This is a genomic window from Streptomyces albospinus, from assembly GCF_014648695.1.
GTDB lineage: Bacteria > Actinomycetota > Actinomycetes > Streptomycetales > Streptomycetaceae > Streptomyces > Streptomyces albospinus.
In genome coordinates, this window is sequence record NZ_BMRP01000017.1 from 113,839 (window position 1) to 132,367 (window position 18,529).

The 18,529-nt window shown below is 73.9% G+C and carries 17 protein-coding genes and 1 pseudogene; 9 read left to right on the forward strand and 9 right to left on the reverse strand.

Features of this window, described 5'->3' with window-relative positions; all coding sequences use genetic code 11:
* Window positions 1-26 precede the first annotated feature (26 nt).
* Window positions 27-1,142 carry a baeRF3 domain-containing protein gene (locus IEZ17_RS23095; protein ID WP_189303143.1) on the reverse strand — a complete coding sequence of 372 codons (1,116 nt, stop codon included), beginning with the start codon at window positions 1,140-1,142 and terminating at the stop codon, window positions 27-29.
* Window positions 1,143-1,406: 264 nt separating this feature from the next.
* Between IEZ17_RS23095 and IEZ17_RS23100 the strand changes: the two genes are divergently transcribed.
* The gene (locus tag IEZ17_RS23100) at window positions 1,407-1,841 is read left to right on the forward strand and encodes a CBS domain-containing protein (RefSeq protein WP_189303144.1); all 435 of its coding nucleotides are present in this window, start codon (window positions 1,407-1,409) and stop codon (window positions 1,839-1,841) included.
* A 153-nt stretch (window positions 1,842-1,994) separates the two neighbouring features.
* Here IEZ17_RS23100 and IEZ17_RS23105 read toward each other — a convergent pair whose 3' ends face one another.
* The 3 genes and pseudogenes from IEZ17_RS23105 to IEZ17_RS44530 all read right to left on the reverse strand — a co-directional run.
* On the reverse strand, window positions 1,995-3,200 hold the full coding sequence (locus tag IEZ17_RS23105; protein WP_229852552.1) for a 4-hydroxybenzoate 3-monooxygenase: 1,206 nt from the start codon (window positions 3,198-3,200) through the stop codon (window positions 1,995-1,997).
* A gap of 177 nt (window positions 3,201-3,377) precedes the next feature.
* A complete protein-coding gene (locus tag IEZ17_RS43905) occupies window positions 3,378-3,509 on the reverse strand; it encodes a hypothetical protein (protein ID WP_268249839.1) in 132 nt (43 codons plus the stop codon).
* 173 nt (window positions 3,510-3,682) lie between these two features.
* A pseudogene (locus tag IEZ17_RS44530) lies at window positions 3,683-3,895 on the reverse strand (hypothetical protein); the annotation flags it as partial.
* 158 nt (window positions 3,896-4,053) lie between these two features.
* Here IEZ17_RS44530 and IEZ17_RS23110 point away from each other — a divergent pair.
* On the forward strand, window positions 4,054-4,608 hold the full coding sequence (locus IEZ17_RS23110) for a hypothetical protein (protein ID WP_189303149.1): 555 nt from the start codon (window positions 4,054-4,056) through the stop codon (window positions 4,606-4,608).
* A gap of 42 nt (window positions 4,609-4,650) precedes the next feature.
* On the opposite strand, the gene IEZ17_RS23115 is transcribed toward IEZ17_RS23110, so the two are convergent.
* From IEZ17_RS23115 to IEZ17_RS23125, 3 genes are all read right to left on the reverse strand, one after another.
* Window positions 4,651-5,142 carry an NUDIX hydrolase gene (locus IEZ17_RS23115; protein ID WP_189303151.1) on the reverse strand — a complete coding sequence of 164 codons (492 nt, stop codon included), beginning with the start codon at window positions 5,140-5,142 and terminating at the stop codon, window positions 4,651-4,653.
* Window positions 5,143-5,263: 121 nt separating this feature from the next.
* Window positions 5,264-5,875, reverse strand: a complete 612-nt coding sequence (locus IEZ17_RS23120; RefSeq protein WP_189303153.1) for a hypothetical protein — start codon at window positions 5,873-5,875, stop codon at window positions 5,264-5,266.
* 57 nt (window positions 5,876-5,932) lie between these two features.
* The gene (locus tag IEZ17_RS23125; RefSeq protein WP_189303155.1) at window positions 5,933-6,751 is read right to left on the reverse strand and encodes a glutamate racemase; all 819 of its coding nucleotides are present in this window, start codon (window positions 6,749-6,751) and stop codon (window positions 5,933-5,935) included.
* Between the two features lie 124 nt (window positions 6,752-6,875).
* Between IEZ17_RS23125 and IEZ17_RS23130 the strand changes: the two genes are divergently transcribed.
* Window positions 6,876-8,024 carry a glycosyltransferase gene (locus tag IEZ17_RS23130; RefSeq protein WP_189303274.1) on the forward strand — a complete coding sequence of 383 codons (1,149 nt, stop codon included), beginning with the start codon at window positions 6,876-6,878 and terminating at the stop codon, window positions 8,022-8,024.
* A 24-nt stretch (window positions 8,025-8,048) separates the two neighbouring features.
* Here the strand turns inward: IEZ17_RS23130 and IEZ17_RS23135 are convergent, their stop codons facing one another.
* Window positions 8,049-9,392: a TerD family protein gene (locus tag IEZ17_RS23135; protein ID WP_189303157.1), complete on the reverse strand. Its 1,344-nt coding sequence runs from the start codon at window positions 9,390-9,392 to the stop codon at window positions 8,049-8,051.
* A gap of 247 nt (window positions 9,393-9,639) precedes the next feature.
* Between IEZ17_RS23135 and IEZ17_RS23140 the strand changes: the two genes are divergently transcribed.
* From IEZ17_RS23140 to IEZ17_RS23165, 6 genes are all read left to right on the forward strand, one after another.
* A complete protein-coding gene (locus IEZ17_RS23140) occupies window positions 9,640-10,089 on the forward strand; it encodes a DUF6643 family protein (RefSeq protein ID WP_189303159.1) in 450 nt (149 codons plus the stop codon).
* Window positions 10,090-10,153: 64 nt separating this feature from the next.
* The gene (locus IEZ17_RS23145) at window positions 10,154-10,978 is read left to right on the forward strand and encodes an MOSC domain-containing protein (RefSeq protein WP_189303161.1); all 825 of its coding nucleotides are present in this window, start codon (window positions 10,154-10,156) and stop codon (window positions 10,976-10,978) included.
* Between the two features lie 223 nt (window positions 10,979-11,201).
* On the forward strand, window positions 11,202-12,020 hold the full coding sequence (locus IEZ17_RS23150) for an MEDS domain-containing protein (protein ID WP_229852544.1): 819 nt from the start codon (window positions 11,202-11,204) through the stop codon (window positions 12,018-12,020).
* Window positions 12,014-12,466: an ATP-binding protein gene (locus IEZ17_RS23155; protein WP_189303164.1), complete on the forward strand. Its 453-nt coding sequence runs from the start codon at window positions 12,014-12,016 to the stop codon at window positions 12,464-12,466. Before IEZ17_RS23150 ends, IEZ17_RS23155 begins: the two co-directional genes overlap by 7 nt.
* Before the next feature lie 266 nt (window positions 12,467-12,732).
* Complete coding sequence (locus IEZ17_RS23160; RefSeq protein WP_229852545.1) at window positions 12,733-13,335, forward strand: Rv1733c family protein; 603 nt, start codon at window positions 12,733-12,735, stop codon at window positions 13,333-13,335.
* Between the two features lie 167 nt (window positions 13,336-13,502).
* Window positions 13,503-15,932, forward strand: a complete 2,430-nt coding sequence (locus IEZ17_RS23165; protein WP_189303165.1) for a right-handed parallel beta-helix repeat-containing protein — start codon at window positions 13,503-13,505, stop codon at window positions 15,930-15,932.
* On the opposite strand, the gene IEZ17_RS23170 is transcribed toward IEZ17_RS23165, so the two are convergent.
* Window positions 15,902-18,307, reverse strand: a complete 2,406-nt coding sequence (locus IEZ17_RS23170; protein WP_373299902.1) for a hypothetical protein — start codon at window positions 18,305-18,307, stop codon at window positions 15,902-15,904. The genes IEZ17_RS23165 and IEZ17_RS23170 overlap by 31 nt on opposite strands.
* Window positions 18,308-18,529 lie beyond the last annotated feature (222 nt).

Here is an 18,529-nt window from a genome sequence, read left to right on the forward strand (position 1 = left end):
CCGATCTGCGGCTGACCGGTGGCCGGCTAGTACCGCAGTGCGCTGGCGATGCCGCCCACCTCGGCCAGCGTGCCGTCCGGTACGAACCGCACCTCCGCGCCCGTGTCCAGGGACCGTTCGACGATCTCGTCGACGATGTCGTCCACCGCGCCCCGGTCGCCGGGCTCCGCCGGCGTCAGATGGCCGCCGGACTCCCGCACCGTCTCGCGGTAGTTCTCCTCCACGGCCAGCAGGGCGACCCGGCCGGTCGTGACGTTCTGCCGGATCTCGTCGACCCCGGCCGCGAACGCCCGGCGCCCGCGCGCCCGGTCCAGTTCGGCCAGCACCTCTTCGACCTCACCGGCCGCGCGCTTCTCGGCGTAGGGGCGTACCGCCTGCCACACGGCGTCCGGCGGCCCGGCCGCCAGCCCCGCCTGCGGCACCTGCGTGACCTCGCCCTTGGTCCCCTTGGCGCCGCGCAGGACGGTACCGGCGTCGTCGAGCAGGGCGAGCGCCACCGATTCACCCGCCACGTACAGGGGCCGGGGGTCGGACTTGAGGACGGCGCCCATCGCCGTGTCCGCCTCCCGCAGGAACTGCCGGGTGTGCTCGTCGCTGAAGGTGCTGGGGATCTCGCCGACCTGCTCCTGGTTCTCCGCGTCCGGGTCGACCAGGCTGCGGGTCAGCGGGAAGGCGCCCCGGTGCACCTCGGTGACGCGATCCGCCGCACCGCTCCACAGGGAGATCCGGCCGGCGGAGAGCGCCAGCACCCAGAACGGCCGCTCGGCGGCCTGTGCGGCGACCAGGTTGCGGGTCAGGAAGGTGTCCGAGAGCACCACTCGGGCGGGCACCGTACGGCCCAGCGACCACACCTGGTGCTCGCCCGGCGCGGCGAAGACGGCCATCCCGTCCTCGGCGTGCGCCAGGTCGATCTCCGAGAGGGCCTGGTCCAACTGCTCGATGACCTCGATCCGTCGGTCCCTGCTGACGTCCGGATCGGCTTGGAGCTGCTCCTTGGCCTCGGCCATCATGTTGCGCAACAGGACCGGGTCCTGTGCGTTGTCCGGCTCCCGGCGATGCGTGGGCATGAGGACGGTCACGGCCGGATAGGGCCGCTGCCGCCGGAGCTTGGCGAGGTCGGCAGAGCTGAGCGCAGCATGCATCGGAACCCTTCTTTCCGTGAGGGGATTCGCACGGGGATGCACCGTCGGCCGGACGCGCGCCGCCCCCGCCGGCCCCATCCGCTGTCCCCGCACCCGGCCACACTACGAACGATATGCCCGATTCCCCGGCCCGGCAGCAGCAGAACGGGGCCCTCCCGGAACGGGTCCGGGAGGGCCCCCGGCCCCGGAAGCGACCTTGCTCCGTTCGTGGTGTCATCGAAGCAAAGACCCAACTCCGACCACGCTCGGAAGGCGGGAGGAATCATGGCCACGAAGCAGCGAGCCCGGGACATCATGACCAGCGGGGTGCAATGTGTGGGCGCGCATCAGACACTGCTCGACGCAGCGAAGATGATGCGTGATCTGAACGTCGGCGCTCTGCCCATCTGCGGTGACAACAACAAGCTGGCGGGCATGGTCACCGACCGTGACATCGTCATCAAGTGCATTGCCGAGGGCATCGATCCGGCGACGGTGCAGGCCGGAACCCTGGAGCAGAAGCTCCACTGGATCGACGCCGAGGCGGACGCCGGCGACGTGCTGCGCACCATGGAGCAGCACCAGATCAAGCGCCTGCCGGTGATCGACGTCAAGGGCGGCCACCAGCTGGTCGGAATGATCACCGAGGCCGACCTCGCGAAGAACCTCACCGACGCCCAGGTCGCGGAGTTCGCCACCCGCGTCTACGCGACCGTCTAGCGCCCGCCGTACCGCGGCCGAGCGCACCCCATCCGCATCCGCACCCCGCACCCGGTCGCGGGACGCCGCGCCGCAACGCCGTTGCCGGCGCACCGGATCCGACGCGCTCCCGATCCGCTTCACCACGGGACCCACGTCTCACGGATCCGACCGCTACAGATCCGACTCCTCACCGATGTACAGCCCGGCGAACGCCTTCGCCGCGGACTCCGACCCCAGCAGCCGCCGCAGCCGCGCCGAGGCGGTCCCCGCCCGGAACCGATCGCCGGACGAGGCGCCGTGCAGCACCTCGGACAGCCACTGCGAGAACTCCAGGTACTGCCATACGCGCCTCAGGCACGCCTCCGAATAGCCGGCCAGGCCGCGGTCGTCGCCCTTGGAGCGGGCGATCAGCGCCTCTCCGAGGAGCAGGGCGTCGTTGATCGCGAGGTTCATCCCCTTCGCCGCGATCGGCGCGACCAGGTGCGCCGCGTCCCCCGCCAGGTACAGCCGGCCGTACGCCATGGGCTCCACAACGTAGTTGTGCATGTCCAGGACCGTCTTCTCGGACAACGGCCCCTCGGTCAGCGGCCGGGCACCGCGGGCCGCGAGCCGGATGTGCAGTTCCTCCCACACCCGTTCGTCCGGCCAGTCCCCGGCATCGTCGCCGGACGGCACCTCCAGGTAGTAGCGGGTGATCTCGCGGCTCCGCGCCATGTGCGCGCCGAGCCCCCGCTCGTGGATCCCGAAGACCACCCCGTCCGCCGACGGCGGCGCCTGGGCGAGGACCGCGAGCCAGGCCACCCCGTGGTCGTACCGCGTGATCACCGCCCGCTCGGCGGGTATTGCCGCCCGGCACACCCCCCGCGCCCCGTCGGCCCCCACGATGATGTCGCAGTCCAGGCGGTACCGCTCCCCGGTCACCGGGTCCCGGTACGAGACGGCGGGCGCGCTCCCCTCGACATCGTGCAACCGCACGTCCCGCACCCCGAAGCGGGCCTCACCCCCCGCCCCCTCCACGTACGACGCCAGCAGATCGCTCACCAACAGCGGCTGCGGATAGACGAAATGGCGCCGGCCCGACAGCCGCGCGGTCCGGATCGCGTGCCGCTCCCCGCCGAACCGGAACTCGAACTCCGCCTGGGTCTCGGCCCGTTCCAGCAGCCCCCCGGCCAGCCCCTGCCGGGCCAGCGCGCGCACCGCCCACTCCTCGATGAACCCGGCCCGCGGGCGCCGCTCGATGAACTCCCGGCTCTCCGCCTCCAGAAGCACGCAGTCGACACCGGCGGCCCGCAGGACGTTCGCCACGGTGAGCCCCGCCGGCCCGGCCCCGACGATGACGACGGAGGTACCGGAACGCGTGAACGGCGCGGACGGCACGGACGGATCGGCGGACGCAGAGGTCGCGGCGGGTGGGTGGGACGACGAGGGTGAGGTCACAGCAGGCGGTTCCCTTCGCGCGGGGAGGAAGATCGCTCGCAGTATGGCGGTTGGCCGAATCCGTTCGCCGAGCACCCCGGAAAACCGCGCGCCCGCCGCACCCTCGGCCCACGGAGGTCAGCGGCCCTTGCCCTTGATCTTGCCCGTGCCCTTGCCCTTGCCCTTGCCCTTCAGGGAGTCACGCATGCCCCGGATGCTCTCCCCGGCGTCCTGCACGGCCTCCTTGGTCTTCCCCTCCATCTTGCCCATGGCCCCCTCGTCACCGGAACCTCTGTCACCGGACCGCTGTCCCCCCTAGCGAACTCCTTTGTTCCGCAGGGAAGATGAGGACCATCGGCACCACGCTGCCGCAGCTCTCCACGGGCCATCCGGAGCGGCCGGCCGCGCGCGCTCCCTCAATGCACCGTCCGGCCCCCTTCCATCGCCAGCCCGGCAAGTCCGGCGGCGTCCCCGTCCATCGCCCGGACCGTGGCACCGGCCGCCGCGAGCCGCAGCGCGCAGGTCCGCCGGATCCCGCCGGCGGCGCCGGTGACCAGCGCGGTCCGGCCGCGCAGAGCGAGCGAACCGGGAGCACCGCGGAACTCCGGGGAACCGGAAGACGTGCCCGGGGCGTCCGGCGCTCCGGGCTTCCTGATCGCAGTCCTGCCCGCACTTCAGGGCGCGTCCGCACCGCGGGCGGCGATCCGCGGGCTCACCCGAACGGCCGCCCCGTCTCGCCCCGCCCCCCTTGCGGCTCCTAGCGTCGAACGACGCAACACGCCGTCTGCGCACCGCCGCCACAAGGAGGCCGACCATGCGGAGGCTCATCACCGTGCCGACTGTGCTGCTCGCTCTCACGGCGGCGGGATGCGGGACGGGAGAGGACGGCGAGGGGTCCACCGCCGCCTCGTCCACCGGCGGACCGGGCGGCAGTCCGGGCCCGCAGAGTTCCGGCGGCGGCACACCGGATCCGGCGTCGCCCCCCGTCCCCGGTCAGCCGGTGAACTGCGGCGAACTCGCCGATGCGCTGGGCCGGGCGCACAGCGTCGCGCTGTTCGCCGACCCCGGTGCGGGCGGGACGGTCGGCTGCGCGGAGGCGCGCGACGTGATGGCGGAGTTCTTCCTTCGGGCGCCCCCGTCGCGTGCGAACCGCGGCGCGCTGGCCGTCCGGGGCTGGCTGTGCCAGTACGAGAGCGGGCCGACCGGCACCTGGATCACGAGCTGCCGCAAGGACAAGCGGGAGATGCACACCGAAGAGCAGGACGGAGGGGACGGCGGCCCCGACGGCCCCCCGGGCGCGTCCCAGCTGCCCAGCCTGCCCGACGGGTCGTCGATCCCGAGGGAACAGCCGTCGACGACGGAGCTGTAGGGCGCCGGGAGACCGGCCGCCGTCCCCCTCCCCTCAGGCCCCTCAGGGCACCGCGAGCTCCTCCCCCATGCCCTGGAACCACGTCGGCCCGGCCTCCATCGCCTTCCCGATCCGGGTCAGCGAGAAGTGCTCCAGCTCCGGGAGGGCGTCCAGGGCGAACCAGCCGACCGCCAGCGACTCGTCGTCGTTGACCTTCGCCTCGCCGCCGACCGCCCGGCAGCGCAGCGTGACATCCATGAACTGGCACATATCGCCGTTCGGGTACCGGGTCGGCGGCATGGTCTCGACGAGCACGACGCCCTCGGGGACCACACGTACCGCGGTCTCCTCGTACACCTCGCGCACCGCCGTCTCGGCGGGCTGCTCGCCGGGCTCGGGGATGCCGCCGATCACCGACCAGCCGCCGGTGTCGGCCCGCTTGCCGAGCAGCACCCGGCCGTCGTCGTCGAAGACGACCGCGCTCACCCCGGGCAGCCACAGCAGCTGCCTGCCGATGGAGCTCCGGAGTTCACGGATGAATTCGGGGGTTGCCATGCGTCGACCCTAAGGGACGTCCCGGGCGGACCCCTGCCGTGAACCGGGATCTTGGACGCCCACCGCGGCCGGACCCCCGCCGAGGCCCCGGGCGCGCGTCAGGGGCGCGCGGTCGGCCGGGTCACGCCGTGGACGCCGGCCGGCGCAGCCGCAGCCGCTCGCGGACGCAGCGCACCGCGCCCTCCGCGTCATCGACGGTGACGGTGAACGTCCGCCCGTCACCGAGCCGGAGCACCAGCCCCTCCCCGCGGCGTACGACCACCGCGGTGCCCTGCTCGGGACGCCAGCGGTAGCCCCAGCCGCCCCAGTGGCGGGGGGTGACCCGGGGATCGACGTCGGCGCCGACGACCGTGTCCAGCGGGATCCGGCGCCGCGGCACTCCCATGTGGCCGCACCGGATCTCCAGGCAGTCCTCGTCGACCCGGACCGCGACACGGACGAAGGCCAGGGTGCCGAAGAGCACCAGCAGGCCGGCCGCGACGCAGCCGACCACGGACATCACCAGGGGGGCCAGGCCCGAGGTCCAGGTGCTGTTGACGGCGAGGACGATGCCCAGCGCCAGACAGGCCGCGCCCACGACGGCCAGCAGCCACTGGATGCGGTTGGTGGCGCTGCCGATCCAGACCTCGGGGATCTCCGCATGGGAGCCGCCGGACCGGGGCGCGCCGGCCGCGCCGTCCGTGGATCCGTCATTGTCGGGGGCGGCTGCCCCCTCGTGGGGGTGGTCCCTCATGAGACGCAGCGTACGCGCCTTCGCACGCTACGGCAGCGCGCTGCGACGCGTTGTTCGTCACGCGATCCCGGAAGCCGACGCGGCGGCGCCGACGTCATGGATGACGTTGCCGTCGAGCAGCCGACCCTCCTCGTACGCCAGCGCCATGGCCGGCAGCGCGGCCGGACGGCCGCCGAGGATCACGCTGACGGTGCCGGTCGGGGCGGCCGACGGCGCCGGTTCCGCGCCGATCCGGCGCAGTGCCTGAGCGGCGACGGCCTCGGCGGAACCATGCAGGACGAGGCGCGGGGCACCGGGCTGCTGGAGGGCCGCGCGGATCCGCTCGGCGACCAGCTCGTAGTGGGTGCAGCCCAGGACGACGGTGCGTACGTCCCGCGGAGTGATATGTGCCGCGGCGGCGATGGCGGCATCGATCGCGGCGTCGTCCGCCGCCTCGACGGCGTCGGCGAGCCCCGGGCAGGGCACTCCGGTGACCGCCACCCCGCTCGCGAACCGCTCGATCAGATCCCGCTGGTAGGGGCTGCCGGTGGTGGCCGGGGTGGCCCAGATGGCGACCGGGCCGCCGCCGGCCGCGGCGGGCTTGATCGCCGGGACGGTGCCGATCACCGGCACGGCCGGCTCCAGTGCCGCGCGGAGCGCGGGCAGGGCGTGCACCGACGCGGTGTTGCAGGCCACGATCAGCGCGTCGGGCCGGTGGGCCGCGGCGGCGCGGGCCACGTCCAGCGCGAGGGCGGTGACCTCCTCCTGGCTGCGCGGGCCCCACGGCACGCTGTCGGGGTTGGCGGAGAGGACCAGATCCGCGTCCGGCCGCAGACGGCGAACGGCGGCGGCTGCCGCGAGCAGCCCGGTCCCGGAGTCCATCAGCGCGATCTTCACCCGGACACTTTACTCAGCCGCCCGCCCGACTTGTCATACCGGCCGGAGAACGGGCCGCACCGGGAGACCGTGTCGATCACCGGTGGGCGGCGGCCGTGGTGGGCAGACTGCGCCCGTGGAAGCGATGGAGTGGATCGGTGCCGGATCGCTGCTGGCCTGGGTGTGGCTGGCACTCGGGCAGGGCTTCTTCTGGCGGACCGACGTCCGGCTGCCGGACCGGCGGAATCCGGACCGCTGGCCGTCGGTCGCGGTCATCGTCCCGGCGCGCGACGAGGCCGAGGTGCTGCCCGTGAGCCTGCCGACGCTGCTCGCGCAGAAGTACCCCGGCCGCGCGGAGGTCTTCCTCGTCGACGACGGGAGCACGGACGGGACCGGCGCACTGGCCCGCGAACTGGCGGACGGGCGCGGCGGGCTGCCGCTGACCGTCGCCTCCCCCGGTGAGCCGGAGCCGGGCTGGACCGGGAAGCTGTGGGCCGTGCGGCACGGTATCGCGCTGGCCCGGGAGCGGTCGGCGCCGGAGTACCTGCTGCTGACCGACGCGGATATCGCGCACGCCCCGGACAGCCTGCGGGAATTGGTGGCCGCGGCCCGGTCCGCGGAGCTGGATCTGGTGTCGCAGATGGCGCGGCTGAGGGTGGTGACCTTCTGGGAGCGGCTGGTCGTGCCGGCCTTCGTGTACTTCTTCGGGCAGCTCTATCCGTTCCGCCGGGTCAACCGCCGCGGTGCCCGGACCGCGGCGGCGGCCGGCGGCTGCGTGCTGCTGCGGCGGGAGGCGGCGGAACGGGCGGGCATCCCCGAGGCGATCCGGCATGCGGTGATCGACGATGTGACGCTGGCGCGCGCCGTCCAGCGGTCCGGCGGTGCGATCTGGCTCGGGCTGGCGGACCGGGTGACCAGCGTGCGCCCGTATCCGCGGCTGGCCGAACTGTGGCGGATGGTCTCCCGCAGCGCCTACGCCCAGCTGCGGCACCAGCCGCTGCTCCTGCTGGGTACGGTCCTCGGCCTGGCGCTGGTCTATCTGGCGCCGCCGGTCGCGCTGCTGGCCGGGCTGGCTGCCGGCCGTCCCGCGCTCGCCGTGCCGGGCGGCGCGGCCTGGGCGCTGATGTGCGGCACCTATCTGCCGATGCTGCGCTACTACCGGCAGCCGCTGTGGTCAGCCCCGCTGCTCCCCTTCACCGCGTTGCTCTACCTCCTGATGACCGTCGACTCCGCGGTGCAGCACTACCGGGGGCGCGGCGCGGCCTGGAAGGGCCGTACGTACGGGGCGGGGTGAGCCGCGCTCCCGTGGGCGCCGCGGTCACTTGCCGGCCGGGGACCACCTAAGGCCCCAGCCGTAGGCGTGGTCGACGGTGCGCTGCGGGCTGATGCCGGGCTCGGGGACGAGGTAGCGCGCCTCGCGCCGCACGACGAGTCCGTCCCCGGTGTTGGTGATCAGGGCCAGCGCACAGACCGTGGACGGGACCGTGCAGGCGTCGAGCGAGAACTCGACGGGGGCGCCGTGCTGCGGCTGGAGGGTGACCGTGGCGTTCAGGCCCTCGAAGCTGCGGGCGCCGGCGTAGACCGTCACGAAGACCAGGATGCGCCGGAAGCGCGCCTGGTGGTCGAGGTTGACGGTGAGGTTCTCGCCCGTCGCCACCGCGCCGGTGCGGTCGTCGCGGTCGAGCAGGATGTACGGCGGGGCGTGCAGATCGCCGAAGGCGTTGGCGATCGGGTGCACCACACCGGCCGAGCCGTCGGTGAGTTCGTAGAGCGCGCACAGATCCAGGTCGATGTCGCCCGAGGGCGGCAGCAGCGCGCCGCGGGCGCCCATCGCCTCCATGGCCTTGCGGCCGAGCTTCTTGGCGAACCGCTTGCCGGCGCTGCCCGCGCTCCAGTTGAGGTTCACCCGCATCGCGCCCGAGGCACCGCCCTGCTTCGTCAACGAAACCGCCGGAGCATCCTTCGTGAGGGTGATTTTCGTCAGACGCACGGGAGGGGGCGCGGGGGTCGGCACGGCCTGCCCGGGCGGTGGCGGAATTGACGCCACCGGTTGACCGGCCGGCAACGGCAGCGGCGCGGGCGCCGGAGGGGCCTGGACGGGAGCCGGGGGCGCCGGAGCGGGCGGCGGCGCGGCCGGCTCCTCCTCGACGCCGATGCCGAAGTCCGTGGCCAGCCCGGCGAGCCCGGTGGCGTACCCCTGCCCCACCGCGCGGAACTTCCAGGCCCCTTGGCGGCGGTAGAGCTCACCGAGGACGAAGGCGGTCTCGGTGGTGGCGTCGGCGCTGTCGAAGCGGGCCAGCTCGGCCCCCGTGGCTGCCTCCAGCACCCGTATGTGCAGGCCGGGCACGGCGCCGAAGCTGCCGCCGTCGGCGGAGGCCGCGAGCACCACCTTCTCGACGGCGGGCTCCACGGCGGCCAGATCCACCGCGATGGCATCGGTCATCGCCCCGCCGGCCGACCGCTTGCCCTCGTGGCGTACGGCGCCGGAGGCGTGCGCCGGCTGGTTGTAGAAGACGAAGTCGGCGTCGTTTCGGACCTTCCCGGACACCAGGAGCAGCGCCGACGCGTCCACGTCCGGTACCCCGGGGGCCGACTGCCAGCCCAGTTCCACCCGGACCGCCGGGACCGGAACCGGCACATTGCCGCCCCTGAGCATCGGCATCGCCGCACCTTCCTCTCGTCCTCGCACCCCGTCAGCGGTGGCTCACCCCAACCTACTTGGCCGTGAACACCCGGAATCGCCGACTGTTCATCCGCGAGAAGGGCGCTCTTTACATGATTCCTACGGGCGATCACGACCGATTTTCACAAGTTCGCTCGCATTGTGGACCCATGGTCGCTCGCAACCCATAAAACAACCCTCTTTTCAGGCTCCCCAATCGACACATCGTGGGCTTAACTTATGAAGCATGACCTCCCCCCGCTCCACCTACGGCGGCGGCTACTACGCTTCGCCCTCCTTCCCGGACACCCCGATCTACGACAGCCTCGTCGCAGAGCGGGGTACCCCGCAGATCGCCCCGATCCGCGTGAATCCGTCCCCTTACGACACCGGTTCCTCCCATTTGCCCGCACTGCCTTCGGCGTTGCCCGCGCTTCCCGCGGGACCCTCCCACCCCTCCCCGGGCAATGGGTATCCGGGCGCCGCCGCACAGCCGGTCGCCCCGTTGCAGCACACCCCCGCCCCGTACATCCCGCAGCAGGCGGGGACCCGCGGCTACCAGGCCCCGCAGCAGCAGTACCAGCGCCCGGCCGGCGGCACCGGCTACGAGGCGATGCGCCCGGCCGCCCCGGTCGCACCGCGGCCCGCTTCGCCCTTCGACGATCCGTACGGCCGCCAGTACCCCCGCGGATACTGACGGAACGGACGGCTCCGACCCGGCCGTTCGGTCCATCGTCCGAGCTGGCTGAGAGGATGGGGCCATGTCGAAGTCCGTGCTCCGGTCGCTGCATCTCTATCCGGTCAAATCCATGGCGGGGTCCGGTCCCGGCGAGGCGGTCGTAGAACCGTGGGGGCTCGCCGGGGACCGACGCTGGCTGGCGGTGGACGCCGAGCGGCGGATGATCACCCAACGCCAGTACCCGGCGCTGGCGTTGGCCCGTGCCGAGGAGCTGCCCGAGGGTGCCCTGCGGCTGACCGCGCCCGGGATGCCGCCGCTGACGGTCGAGGTGCCGCCCCCGCTGGAGACGATTCCGGTCGGAGTGTGGAAGGACGAGGTCGAGGCGGTGCCCGCGGGCGCCGGGGCGGCCGAGTGGTTCCGCGCCTATCTGGGGATCGCGTGCCGGTTGGTGCATCTCGACGCCCCGGAGAAGCGCCGCCCCATCGACCCGGAGTTCAGCCTGCCCGGCGACACCGTCAGCTTCGCCGACGGCTATCCGCTGCTGCTCACCACCACCTCGTCGCTGGACGCCCTCAACTCCCTCGTCGCGCAGGGCGACCTGCCCGACGAGGGCCCGCTGCCGATGAACCGTTTCCGGCCCAATGTGGTGGTGGACGGCACCGAGCCCTGGACGGAGGACGACTGGCGGCGGGTGCGTATCGGCGAGGTGGTCTTCGACGTGGCCAAGCCCAGCGCACGCTGCGTGGTCACCACCACCGACCAGTCCACCGCCGAGCGCGGCAAGGAGCCGCTGCGGACGCTGGCCCGGCACCGGCGCTTCGGCGACGGGCTGGTCTTCGGCCAGAATCTGATCCCGCGCGGGGAGGGCACGATCCGGATCGGCGACCCGTTCGAGATACTCGGCTGACGGGTCGGCACGGCCCTCCGGCGTGGTCGTGCCGCCGGTGTTCACCGGCCGCCGTCGTACGCATTGCGGGCCGGTCGGCGGCTGCCTACAGTGAGCGCACAGCGCCGCCGACGGGACCGGCCGCGGGGGGAGACAGAGAGCTGTTGTGTCGATGCCTGCAAGGGACGCCGGAGGCGGTCTTCTCATCCCTGTCCAGCATCTGCGGCCCGGGGACCACGCCTTTGTGAGTTACGGCAATGACGAGGTGCGCTGGGAGGTCGTCACGGCCTTCGTGCGCCTCGGGCTGGCGCGCGGCGAGAAGGTCCTGGTGCTGCCCTGCCCCGGCGTGCCGGAGGAAGAGGTGCTGGCCCGGATCGACTTCCCGAGCCGCAGTACGGTTCCGGCCCGCGAGCGGGGCCAGCTGGTGCTGACCAGCATGCGGGAACTGATCCTGCCGGACACCGAGTTCACCGCGGCCCGGCAGCTGGGCCGGCTGCGCGCGGCCACCGACCGGGCGACGGCCGAAGGCTTCGCCGGGCTGCGGGCGTTCATCGACATGGGCTGGGTGTCCGCGCTCGGCGCCGACGTCGGGGTGATGGAGCGCCGGGAGACCGGTGCGGACGAGTTGTTCGCCGGGCGGCCGTACACGGAGATCTGCGCGTACGACCGCCGCCGGTTCGACCGGTCGGTGGTGGCCGCGATGGAGCGGGCGCATCCGCGCGCCGTACTGGAGCGGCTGGGCAGTCTGCGGTCGGCGCGCGGCCCCGGCGCGGCGCTGTGCTTCATCGGCGAGGCGGACGCGGCGAATCAGGCCGCGTTCGTCCGGTCGCTGGAGATCGAGCTGGCCCGCACGGCGGCGGCCCGTCGGCTCACCGTCGATCTGACGCGGCTGCACTTTCTCTCGGTGGGCTGCGCGGTGGCGCTGCTCACCCTGGCCCGGGGCGCCGCGGGCCATGATCTGGTCGAGGTGCGCTGCGACGGCGGGCAGCGCCGGATGCTGCGGCGGCTGGGCGCCGATGCGGTGCCGCGGCTGACGCCGACGGAGGTGGTACGGCCGTGCTGAACCCGGAACCGGCCGGTCAGGCGGAGGTGCCGGCGCAGGAGCCCGGCCGCCGGCTGCTGCAACGGCGCTTCACCGCGCGGCTGCTGCCGCAGCTGCGGCTGCTGGTGGAGGAGTGCGCGGCCCGCGAGGGGCTGTGCGAGCCGCGGCGCGGCGAGTTCGTGCTGGCGGTGGACGAGATCGCCGGGAACGCCGTGGAGCACGCGGGCGGCTCGGGACGGCTGGTGCTGCGACGGGTGGGCGATGAGCTGGAGTGCCGGATCACCGACGCGGGCCCGGGGTTCAGCGAGGCGGTGATCCCCGAGCTGCTGCCGGGCCTGGACGGCGCTCCGAAGGGGCGCGGGCTGTGGCTGGCGCGGCTGGTGGCCGACCGGTTCGCGGTGTCCGAAGGGACGGGCGCGTCGGGGGCCGCGGGCGCGGTGGTGACCGTGGCCGTACGCCTGCGCTGACACCGGGGCCGTACGCCCGCGCCGACGCCGGGGCGTACCGGGCGTGAATCCGGCCGATTCGCGGCGGTCGCCGCAACTCCCTCGAAATGCCCGCAACTCCCCCCGGAACAAGGCGGGTTCATGGTGCGGGCGGGTCCGGTGGGGCGGGTGCGACCGGGCCGGCCGCCGGCCGGCGGCGGGATGCGGCTCCACTCTTCACCGAACCTTCGCACGGGCGCCGTGGCACGCGGTATGCACAGACCCTGGGTGCCGGAAAAGGGGCGGCGATGCGGGCGATGAGGGGCGTATGGCACTGGCGGCACAATCCGGTGCGGCGCCGGACGGACCGGACCGAAGCCTGGATCGCGCTGACCGCCGCCCTGCTGATCGTCTTCGGTGCCCCCTCGGCCGGCTGGTTCGCCGGACGGGCCGCGCACGGCGCCCTGCTGGAGGCCGTACGGCAGCAGCACCAGGAACGGTATCCGGTGCGGGCAGCCACCGCCCGGACCGGCTCCCGCACGCCCGCCGGCCCCGATCCGGAGACCTCTTCCCAGCATGCCGCGCACCTGCGGACGGCGGCCCGCCGGACCGGGCGGGACGGCCGCGCGCAGGCCGCCGAGATCGCGGCGCCGCGGCCCGTGGAGCCCGGTGAGCGGTTCCGTATCCGGACCGACGGCCGCGGGCGGATGGCCCCGCGCCCGATGGACGAGGACGCGGCGGCGACCCGTGCGGTGCCGGCCGGGCTGGTGACCGCCGGGGCCGTCGGTGGGCTCGTCGAGGCCGTCCGGCGGTGGGCCGTCCGGCTGCTGATGGTGCGTCGGTTCCGCCGCTGGGACGCGGCATGGGAGCGCGCGGGGCAGGACTGGGGCCGGGCGGACGCCGGGAGTTGAGGTGCGGCTGACCAGGCGGCGGACTGTGTCCGCCGCCACTCGCCGGGCGCGCTACGGTGGTGCAGCCAGCCTCTGGGCTGGGGCCTCGCAGCCCCCGATGCGGACATCCGCGGACGGATGGCTGCCGGGCCGACATCTGCCGCACGAAGTGGGGACACGACACCGCCATGGCACAGGGCTCGGTCCAGGTGACGCACTCCGGAACGTCGCGTTGGCGACGCCGCACCGGGGAGTACAGTTCGCTCGCCGCCGCCCTGGAGGCCGCCGGGGACGGTGACGTGCTGACCGTGCCGGCCGGTACGTACCGCGAGAACCTGGTGCTGCTGCGGGCGGTGACGCTGCGCGGTCCCGAGGGGGCCCGCGGGTCGGTGCGGATCGCGCCGGCCGACGGTGTGGCGCTGACGATACGAGCCTCGGCCACCGTCCACGATCTGCACCTGGAGGCGACGGATTCCGCCTCGCCCGCGCTGCTGGTGGAGGACGGCGCCCCCGAACTGGCCGATATCCGGGTGGTGACCCGCTCCGCGGCCGGGATCGAGGTCCGGGGCGGGGCCCGTCCGACGGTGCGCCGCTGCACGGTCGACAACGCGGGCGGCGTCGGCATCAGCGTCCTGGACGGCGCCGGCGGGGTCTTCGAGGAGTGCGAGGTGATGGCCGCCGGGCAGGCGGGGGTGACGGTGCGCGGCGGCGCCCATCCGCGGCTGGAGAACTGCCGGATCCACCACGCCTCGGGGGCGGGCCTGTCGCTGACCGGCGAGGGCAGCGCGGTCGAGGCGGTCGGCTGCGAGCTGTACGAGATCAAGGGCGCGGGAATCCAGGTGGCGGCGCGGGCCACCGGCCATCTCACCGACTGCACGGTGCACCGGACGTCCGCGGACGGCGTCACCCTGGACACCGACGCGGTGCTCACCCTCGCCGACTGCGACATCCACGACATCCCGGAGAACGCCGTCGACCTCCGCTCGCGGTCGGTGCTGACGCTGACCCGCAGCACGGTGCGGCACTTCGGGCGCAACGGCCTGTCCGTCTGGGACCCGGGCACCCGGGTGGACGCCAACCAGTGCGAGATCCACGACAGTACGGGCGACTATCCCGCGGTGTGGGTCAGCGACGGCGCGACCGCGGTGCTGGACGCCACGCGGGTGCACGACGTGCCGGACGCACTGTTCGTCCTCGACCGGGGCTCCCGCGCCGACGTCGTGGACTGCGATATCGCGCAGGTCCGCAACACCGCGGTGTCGGTGAGCGACGGCGCGACCGTGCAACTGGACGACTGCCGGATCCGGGAGACCTCGACCGGCGCCTGGTTCCGCGACCACGGCAGCGGCGGCACGCTCGCCAACTGCACGATCGACGGGGCGCAGACCGGCGTGATCGTCACCAAGGGCGCGGACCCCACCATCGAGGGCTGCACGGTCAGTTCGCCCGCCGAGGCCGGGTTCTACGTCTCGGCGGAGGGCCGCGGCACCTTCCACGGCTGCCGGGTCACCGGCAGCTCGGGCTTCGGCTTCCATGTGATCGACGGCTGCCGCACGACGCTGACCCGGTGTCGTACGGAGCGCTGCGCGCGCGGCGGTTACGAGTTCGCCGACGCGCACGGCACCGGCGGCGGGCCCACCGTCGAGGACTGCACCAGCGACGAGAGCCGGACCACCGAGGCGCCGGCCGCGGGGACGACATCGCCCACGGTGCAGCAGGCGACGCAGACGGCCGGGCTGCTGGGCAACATCCCGGCGCAGCGCGCGTCGTCGGCCGCCGCCGCGCCCCCGGAAGAGGCGGTGGCCGTCCGCCCCTCCGAGGAGGTGCTGGGCGAACTGGACACCCTCGTAGGGCTGGAGAGCGTCAAGCGCGAGGTGCGCAGCCTGATCAACATGATCGAGGTGGGGCGCCGGCGGCAGGAGGCGGGGCTCAAGGCCGCGTCGGTCCGCCGCCATCTGGTCTTCACCGGCTCCCCCGGCACGGGCAAGACGACGGTGGCCCGGCTGTACGGCGAAATCCTGCACGCGCTGGGCGTACTGGAGCGCGGGCATCTGGTCGAGGTGTCCCGGGTGGACCTGGTGGGCGAGCACATCGGGTCGACGGCGATCCGCACCCAGGAGGCGTTCGACCGGGCGCGCGGCGGGGTGCTGTTCATCGACGAGGCGTACGCCCTCTCGCCGGAGGACTCCGGGCGGGACTTCGGCAAGGAGGCCATCGACACCCTGGTGAAGCTGATGGAGGACCACCGGGACGCGGTGGTGGTGATCGTGGCCGGCTACACCGCCGAGATGGAGCGCTTCCTGGCGGTCAACCCCGGTGTCTCGTCCCGTTTCTCACGGACCATCAGGTTCGGTGACTACGCGCCCGAGGAGCTGCTGCGGATCGTCGAGCAGCAGGGCGAGGAGCATGAGTACCGGCTCGCCGACGGGGCCGGCGAGGCGCTGCTGAAGTACTTCACGGCGCTGCCCAAGGGGCCGTCGTTCGGCAACGGGCGCACCGCGCGGCAGACGTTCGAGGCGATGGTCGAGCGGCACGCGGGCCGGGTGGCGAAGCTGCCCGACCCGAGCACCGACGATCTGACCCTCCTCTACGCGGAGGACCTGCCCGAACTGCCGTGAGCGGGCTCCTGTTCCGTGCGCGGGGGCGGTATCCGCGGGCCGAGCCGGGCGATCAGTTCGGCGCGCACCTTGTCGAAGACCGGGTCGGCCTGGTAGTCGCCGTGGCCGAGGATCTGGGCGGGCAGCGGGTTCTGGAGCGTACGGCCGAAGGCGAGCGGGTCGCGCAGCGGCCCTTCGTCGATCCGGCGGCCGTCCTCGCAGGTGAGCCGGATCGGGCCGCCGATGGGGTCGGTGAAGCGCCAGAGGTTGCGCCAGTCGTCCATCTCGCGGTGCAGCCCGGTGAGCGCGGGCGGACCGAAGTAGGCGGGGAACCAGCGGCCGTAGAGGCGCTCCAGGGGGCTGCCGTACGTCAGCAGCGCGACCCGGCTGCGGGTGACCAGGTCAAGCTGCCAGACGGCCGCGGCGGCCAGCACGCTGCCCTGGGAGTGCCCGGAGATCACCAGCCGGCCGTCGAACCGCTCGGTCCACGTGGCCATCCGCCAGGTCAGGTCGGGCACCGCGCGCTCGGCGTAGCAGGGCGGCGCGAAGGGGTGCGCGGCGCGCGGCCAGAAGGTGCCCACGTCCCAGAGGATGCCGATGGTGCGGCGGGCGGAGTGGTCGCGGTAGGCGCGGCGGCCCATGGCGAGCAGCAGGATGACACCGGCGCCCATGAGCCAGGAGCCGAGGGATTCGGCGGTCTCGGCGGCGGCGTGCAGGACCGGCGGGGCGCCCGCGGTGGCGCGGCCGGGCGCCTGGTCGGTGATCCAGGCGCCGGCCACCGCGCCCGCTCCCAGGGTGAGCGTGACGGCGGCGGTGGCGGCCACGAGGACGGGCGCCGCGTCGGTCAGCCCGGCACGCGCGATGGTGCCGGCGATCCGCCGGGTGCGCAGCGCGTCGGGCCGCTCGCGCGGATCGTAGAGGCCCGGGACGTCCTCGGCGACGCGGTTGCGGACGACGATCACCCGGATCCCGGCGAGCACCGCGACGACGGCGACCACGACCAGCAGGGCGGGGATCACCGACGCCTGCCAGGACAGCAGGACCGGCGGCCCGGGGATCGGGGCGTGGTCCCGGCCGGGGGCCGCCGGCCCGCCGATCCAGTCGGCGAACCGCACGGCCACTCCCCCGGACAGCACCCCGCCGACCGCGCAGGACAGCAGCGCGACGGCGGGCCCGCCCATCCCGCGCAGCGCCGTACGGGCCTCGTCGCGCGCCGCACGCCACAGGAACCAGGCGGTCACCGCCAGCGCGAGGACCAGCGCGCCCTGGAGGACGGCGATCCCCCCGAACGCCGCGACACCGGGCAGCGGGCCGTGGCTGCGCGCTCCGGGCCGCGCCCAGCCGGCGTGGACGGCGGTCAGCGCCAGCACGCCCAGGGCGGCGTACGGCAGCGCCCGCACGGCCGGGTGGTCGGACCCGTCGTCCGGTGCCGCCTCGCTGCGGGCGGTGCGCCAGACCACGAGCACGGTGCCGGCGGCGAGCAGCACGACCGACGCGGTCAGGCCCTGGCCGAGGACGACGAGGGTGCCGTCACCGGCCCGCCGGTCGGTCCGGAGGGAGGCGACGAGCAGGGCGGCGGCGATGGTCAGGATCCCGGCCGTGGTGTGCGCGGCGCGGAGCCGGGCGACGAGCCGGCGGCCGTACCAGAAGCCGTCCAGGTTGAGCGCGGTGCGCTCCTCGGCGGGGGTGTCGCGGGAGGCGCCGGGGCGGCGGGGCGGCGGCGAGGCGGATTCGTACGCGCTCCAGGTGCGGTGCGAGAGCCACCAGAGGAAGCCGACGACCATCAGGGGCACGACGGAGGCGAGCGCCAGCCGCCGGCCGGGGACGCTCCACCAGCCGGCGTTGTCGGGGCTGAGGAAGCCCAGCCAGGATTTCCCGGCGACGCAGACGGGGGTGCCGGCGCACTGCCAGGCGGTGAGGTCGAGGGCGACCTCGCAGGCCGCGGCGGCGAGCAGCACGGTGAGGGTGAGCGCGAGGAGGCGCACCAGGAGGTCGTAGATCCGCTGCGCCCGGTGCTCGGGCGGGGCCGCCGGGCGCATCCAGTGCGCGAGGTTGGCGACCATGAAGGGCACCAGGATCAGCCAGAGCGCGCGGGCGCCGTTGCCGGACGTCAGATTGCTCCAGCAGTACGCCTCCCGGACCGGTTCGGAGAGGTGGTCGCCGGGCCGCTCCTCGGCGTCCGCGTCGTCGGTGCGGCGGTAGCAGGCGGCGGTGTCGTCACCGGTGATCCGCTCGACGCGCGGGTCGCCGAGCATCTTCTCGGGCGTGGTGCCGCCGACGCCATGGACCAGCAGCTCCAGGCTGAGCTGCGGTACCGGTGCGGTGGCCGGTGCGGCATCTGTCGTGCCGGTGCGGCCCGTTGGGCCGCCGTGCGGTGGTGTGTCCGCGGTCTCCACTGGCTCTCCCCCGATGTCAGTGCGGTGCGGTGTGCGATGCGGTGCGTGCCGTGCGGTCCGTGGTCCCCCGCGAATGTCTCTTTCCTCTGGGAGCGACTTCATCCGCGTTTCGGTTCCCGCGGTCCGCGCTGCCCGCGACGGATGCCGCGCACAGCCGCGTCGGGACCGTTGTCGGACCCTCGTGCGAGGATGAGGGCACCAGTGATCGCGGGCGGCGGGCAG

What these genes read in the sequence shown, in the direction of transcription:
- IEZ17_RS23100 (WP_189303144.1), top strand. Translation starts at nt 1,407, where the DNA reads ATGGCCACGAAGCAGCGAGCCCGGGACATCATGACCAGCGGGGTGCAA.
- IEZ17_RS23115 (WP_189303151.1), bottom strand. Translation starts at nt 5,142, where the DNA reads ATGGCAACCCCCGAATTCATCCGTGAACTCCGGAGCTCCATCGGCAGG.
- IEZ17_RS23165 (WP_189303165.1), top strand. Translation starts at nt 13,503, where the DNA reads ATGGCACAGGGCTCGGTCCAGGTGACGCACTCCGGAACGTCGCGTTGG.
- IEZ17_RS23145 (WP_189303161.1), top strand. Translation starts at nt 10,154, where the DNA reads ATGTCGAAGTCCGTGCTCCGGTCGCTGCATCTCTATCCGGTCAAATCC.
- IEZ17_RS23130 (WP_189303274.1), top strand. Translation starts at nt 6,876, where the DNA reads ATGGAGTGGATCGGTGCCGGATCGCTGCTGGCCTGGGTGTGGCTGGCA.
- IEZ17_RS23135 (WP_189303157.1), bottom strand. Translation starts at nt 9,392, where the DNA reads ATGCCGATGCTCAGGGGCGGCAATGTGCCGGTTCCGGTCCCGGCGGTC.
- IEZ17_RS23095 (WP_189303143.1), bottom strand. Translation starts at nt 1,142, where the DNA reads ATGCATGCTGCGCTCAGCTCTGCCGACCTCGCCAAGCTCCGGCGGCAG.
- IEZ17_RS23120 (WP_189303153.1), bottom strand. Translation starts at nt 5,875, where the DNA reads ATGAGGGACCACCCCCACGAGGGGGCAGCCGCCCCCGACAATGACGGA.
- IEZ17_RS23160 (WP_229852545.1), top strand. Translation starts at nt 12,733, where the DNA reads ATGCGGGCGATGAGGGGCGTATGGCACTGGCGGCACAATCCGGTGCGG.
- IEZ17_RS23140 (WP_189303159.1), top strand. Translation starts at nt 9,640, where the DNA reads ATGACCTCCCCCCGCTCCACCTACGGCGGCGGCTACTACGCTTCGCCC.
- IEZ17_RS23110 (WP_189303149.1), top strand. Translation starts at nt 4,054, where the DNA reads ATGCGGAGGCTCATCACCGTGCCGACTGTGCTGCTCGCTCTCACGGCG.
- IEZ17_RS43905 (WP_268249839.1), bottom strand. Translation starts at nt 3,509, where the DNA reads ATGGGCAAGATGGAGGGGAAGACCAAGGAGGCCGTGCAGGACGCCGGG.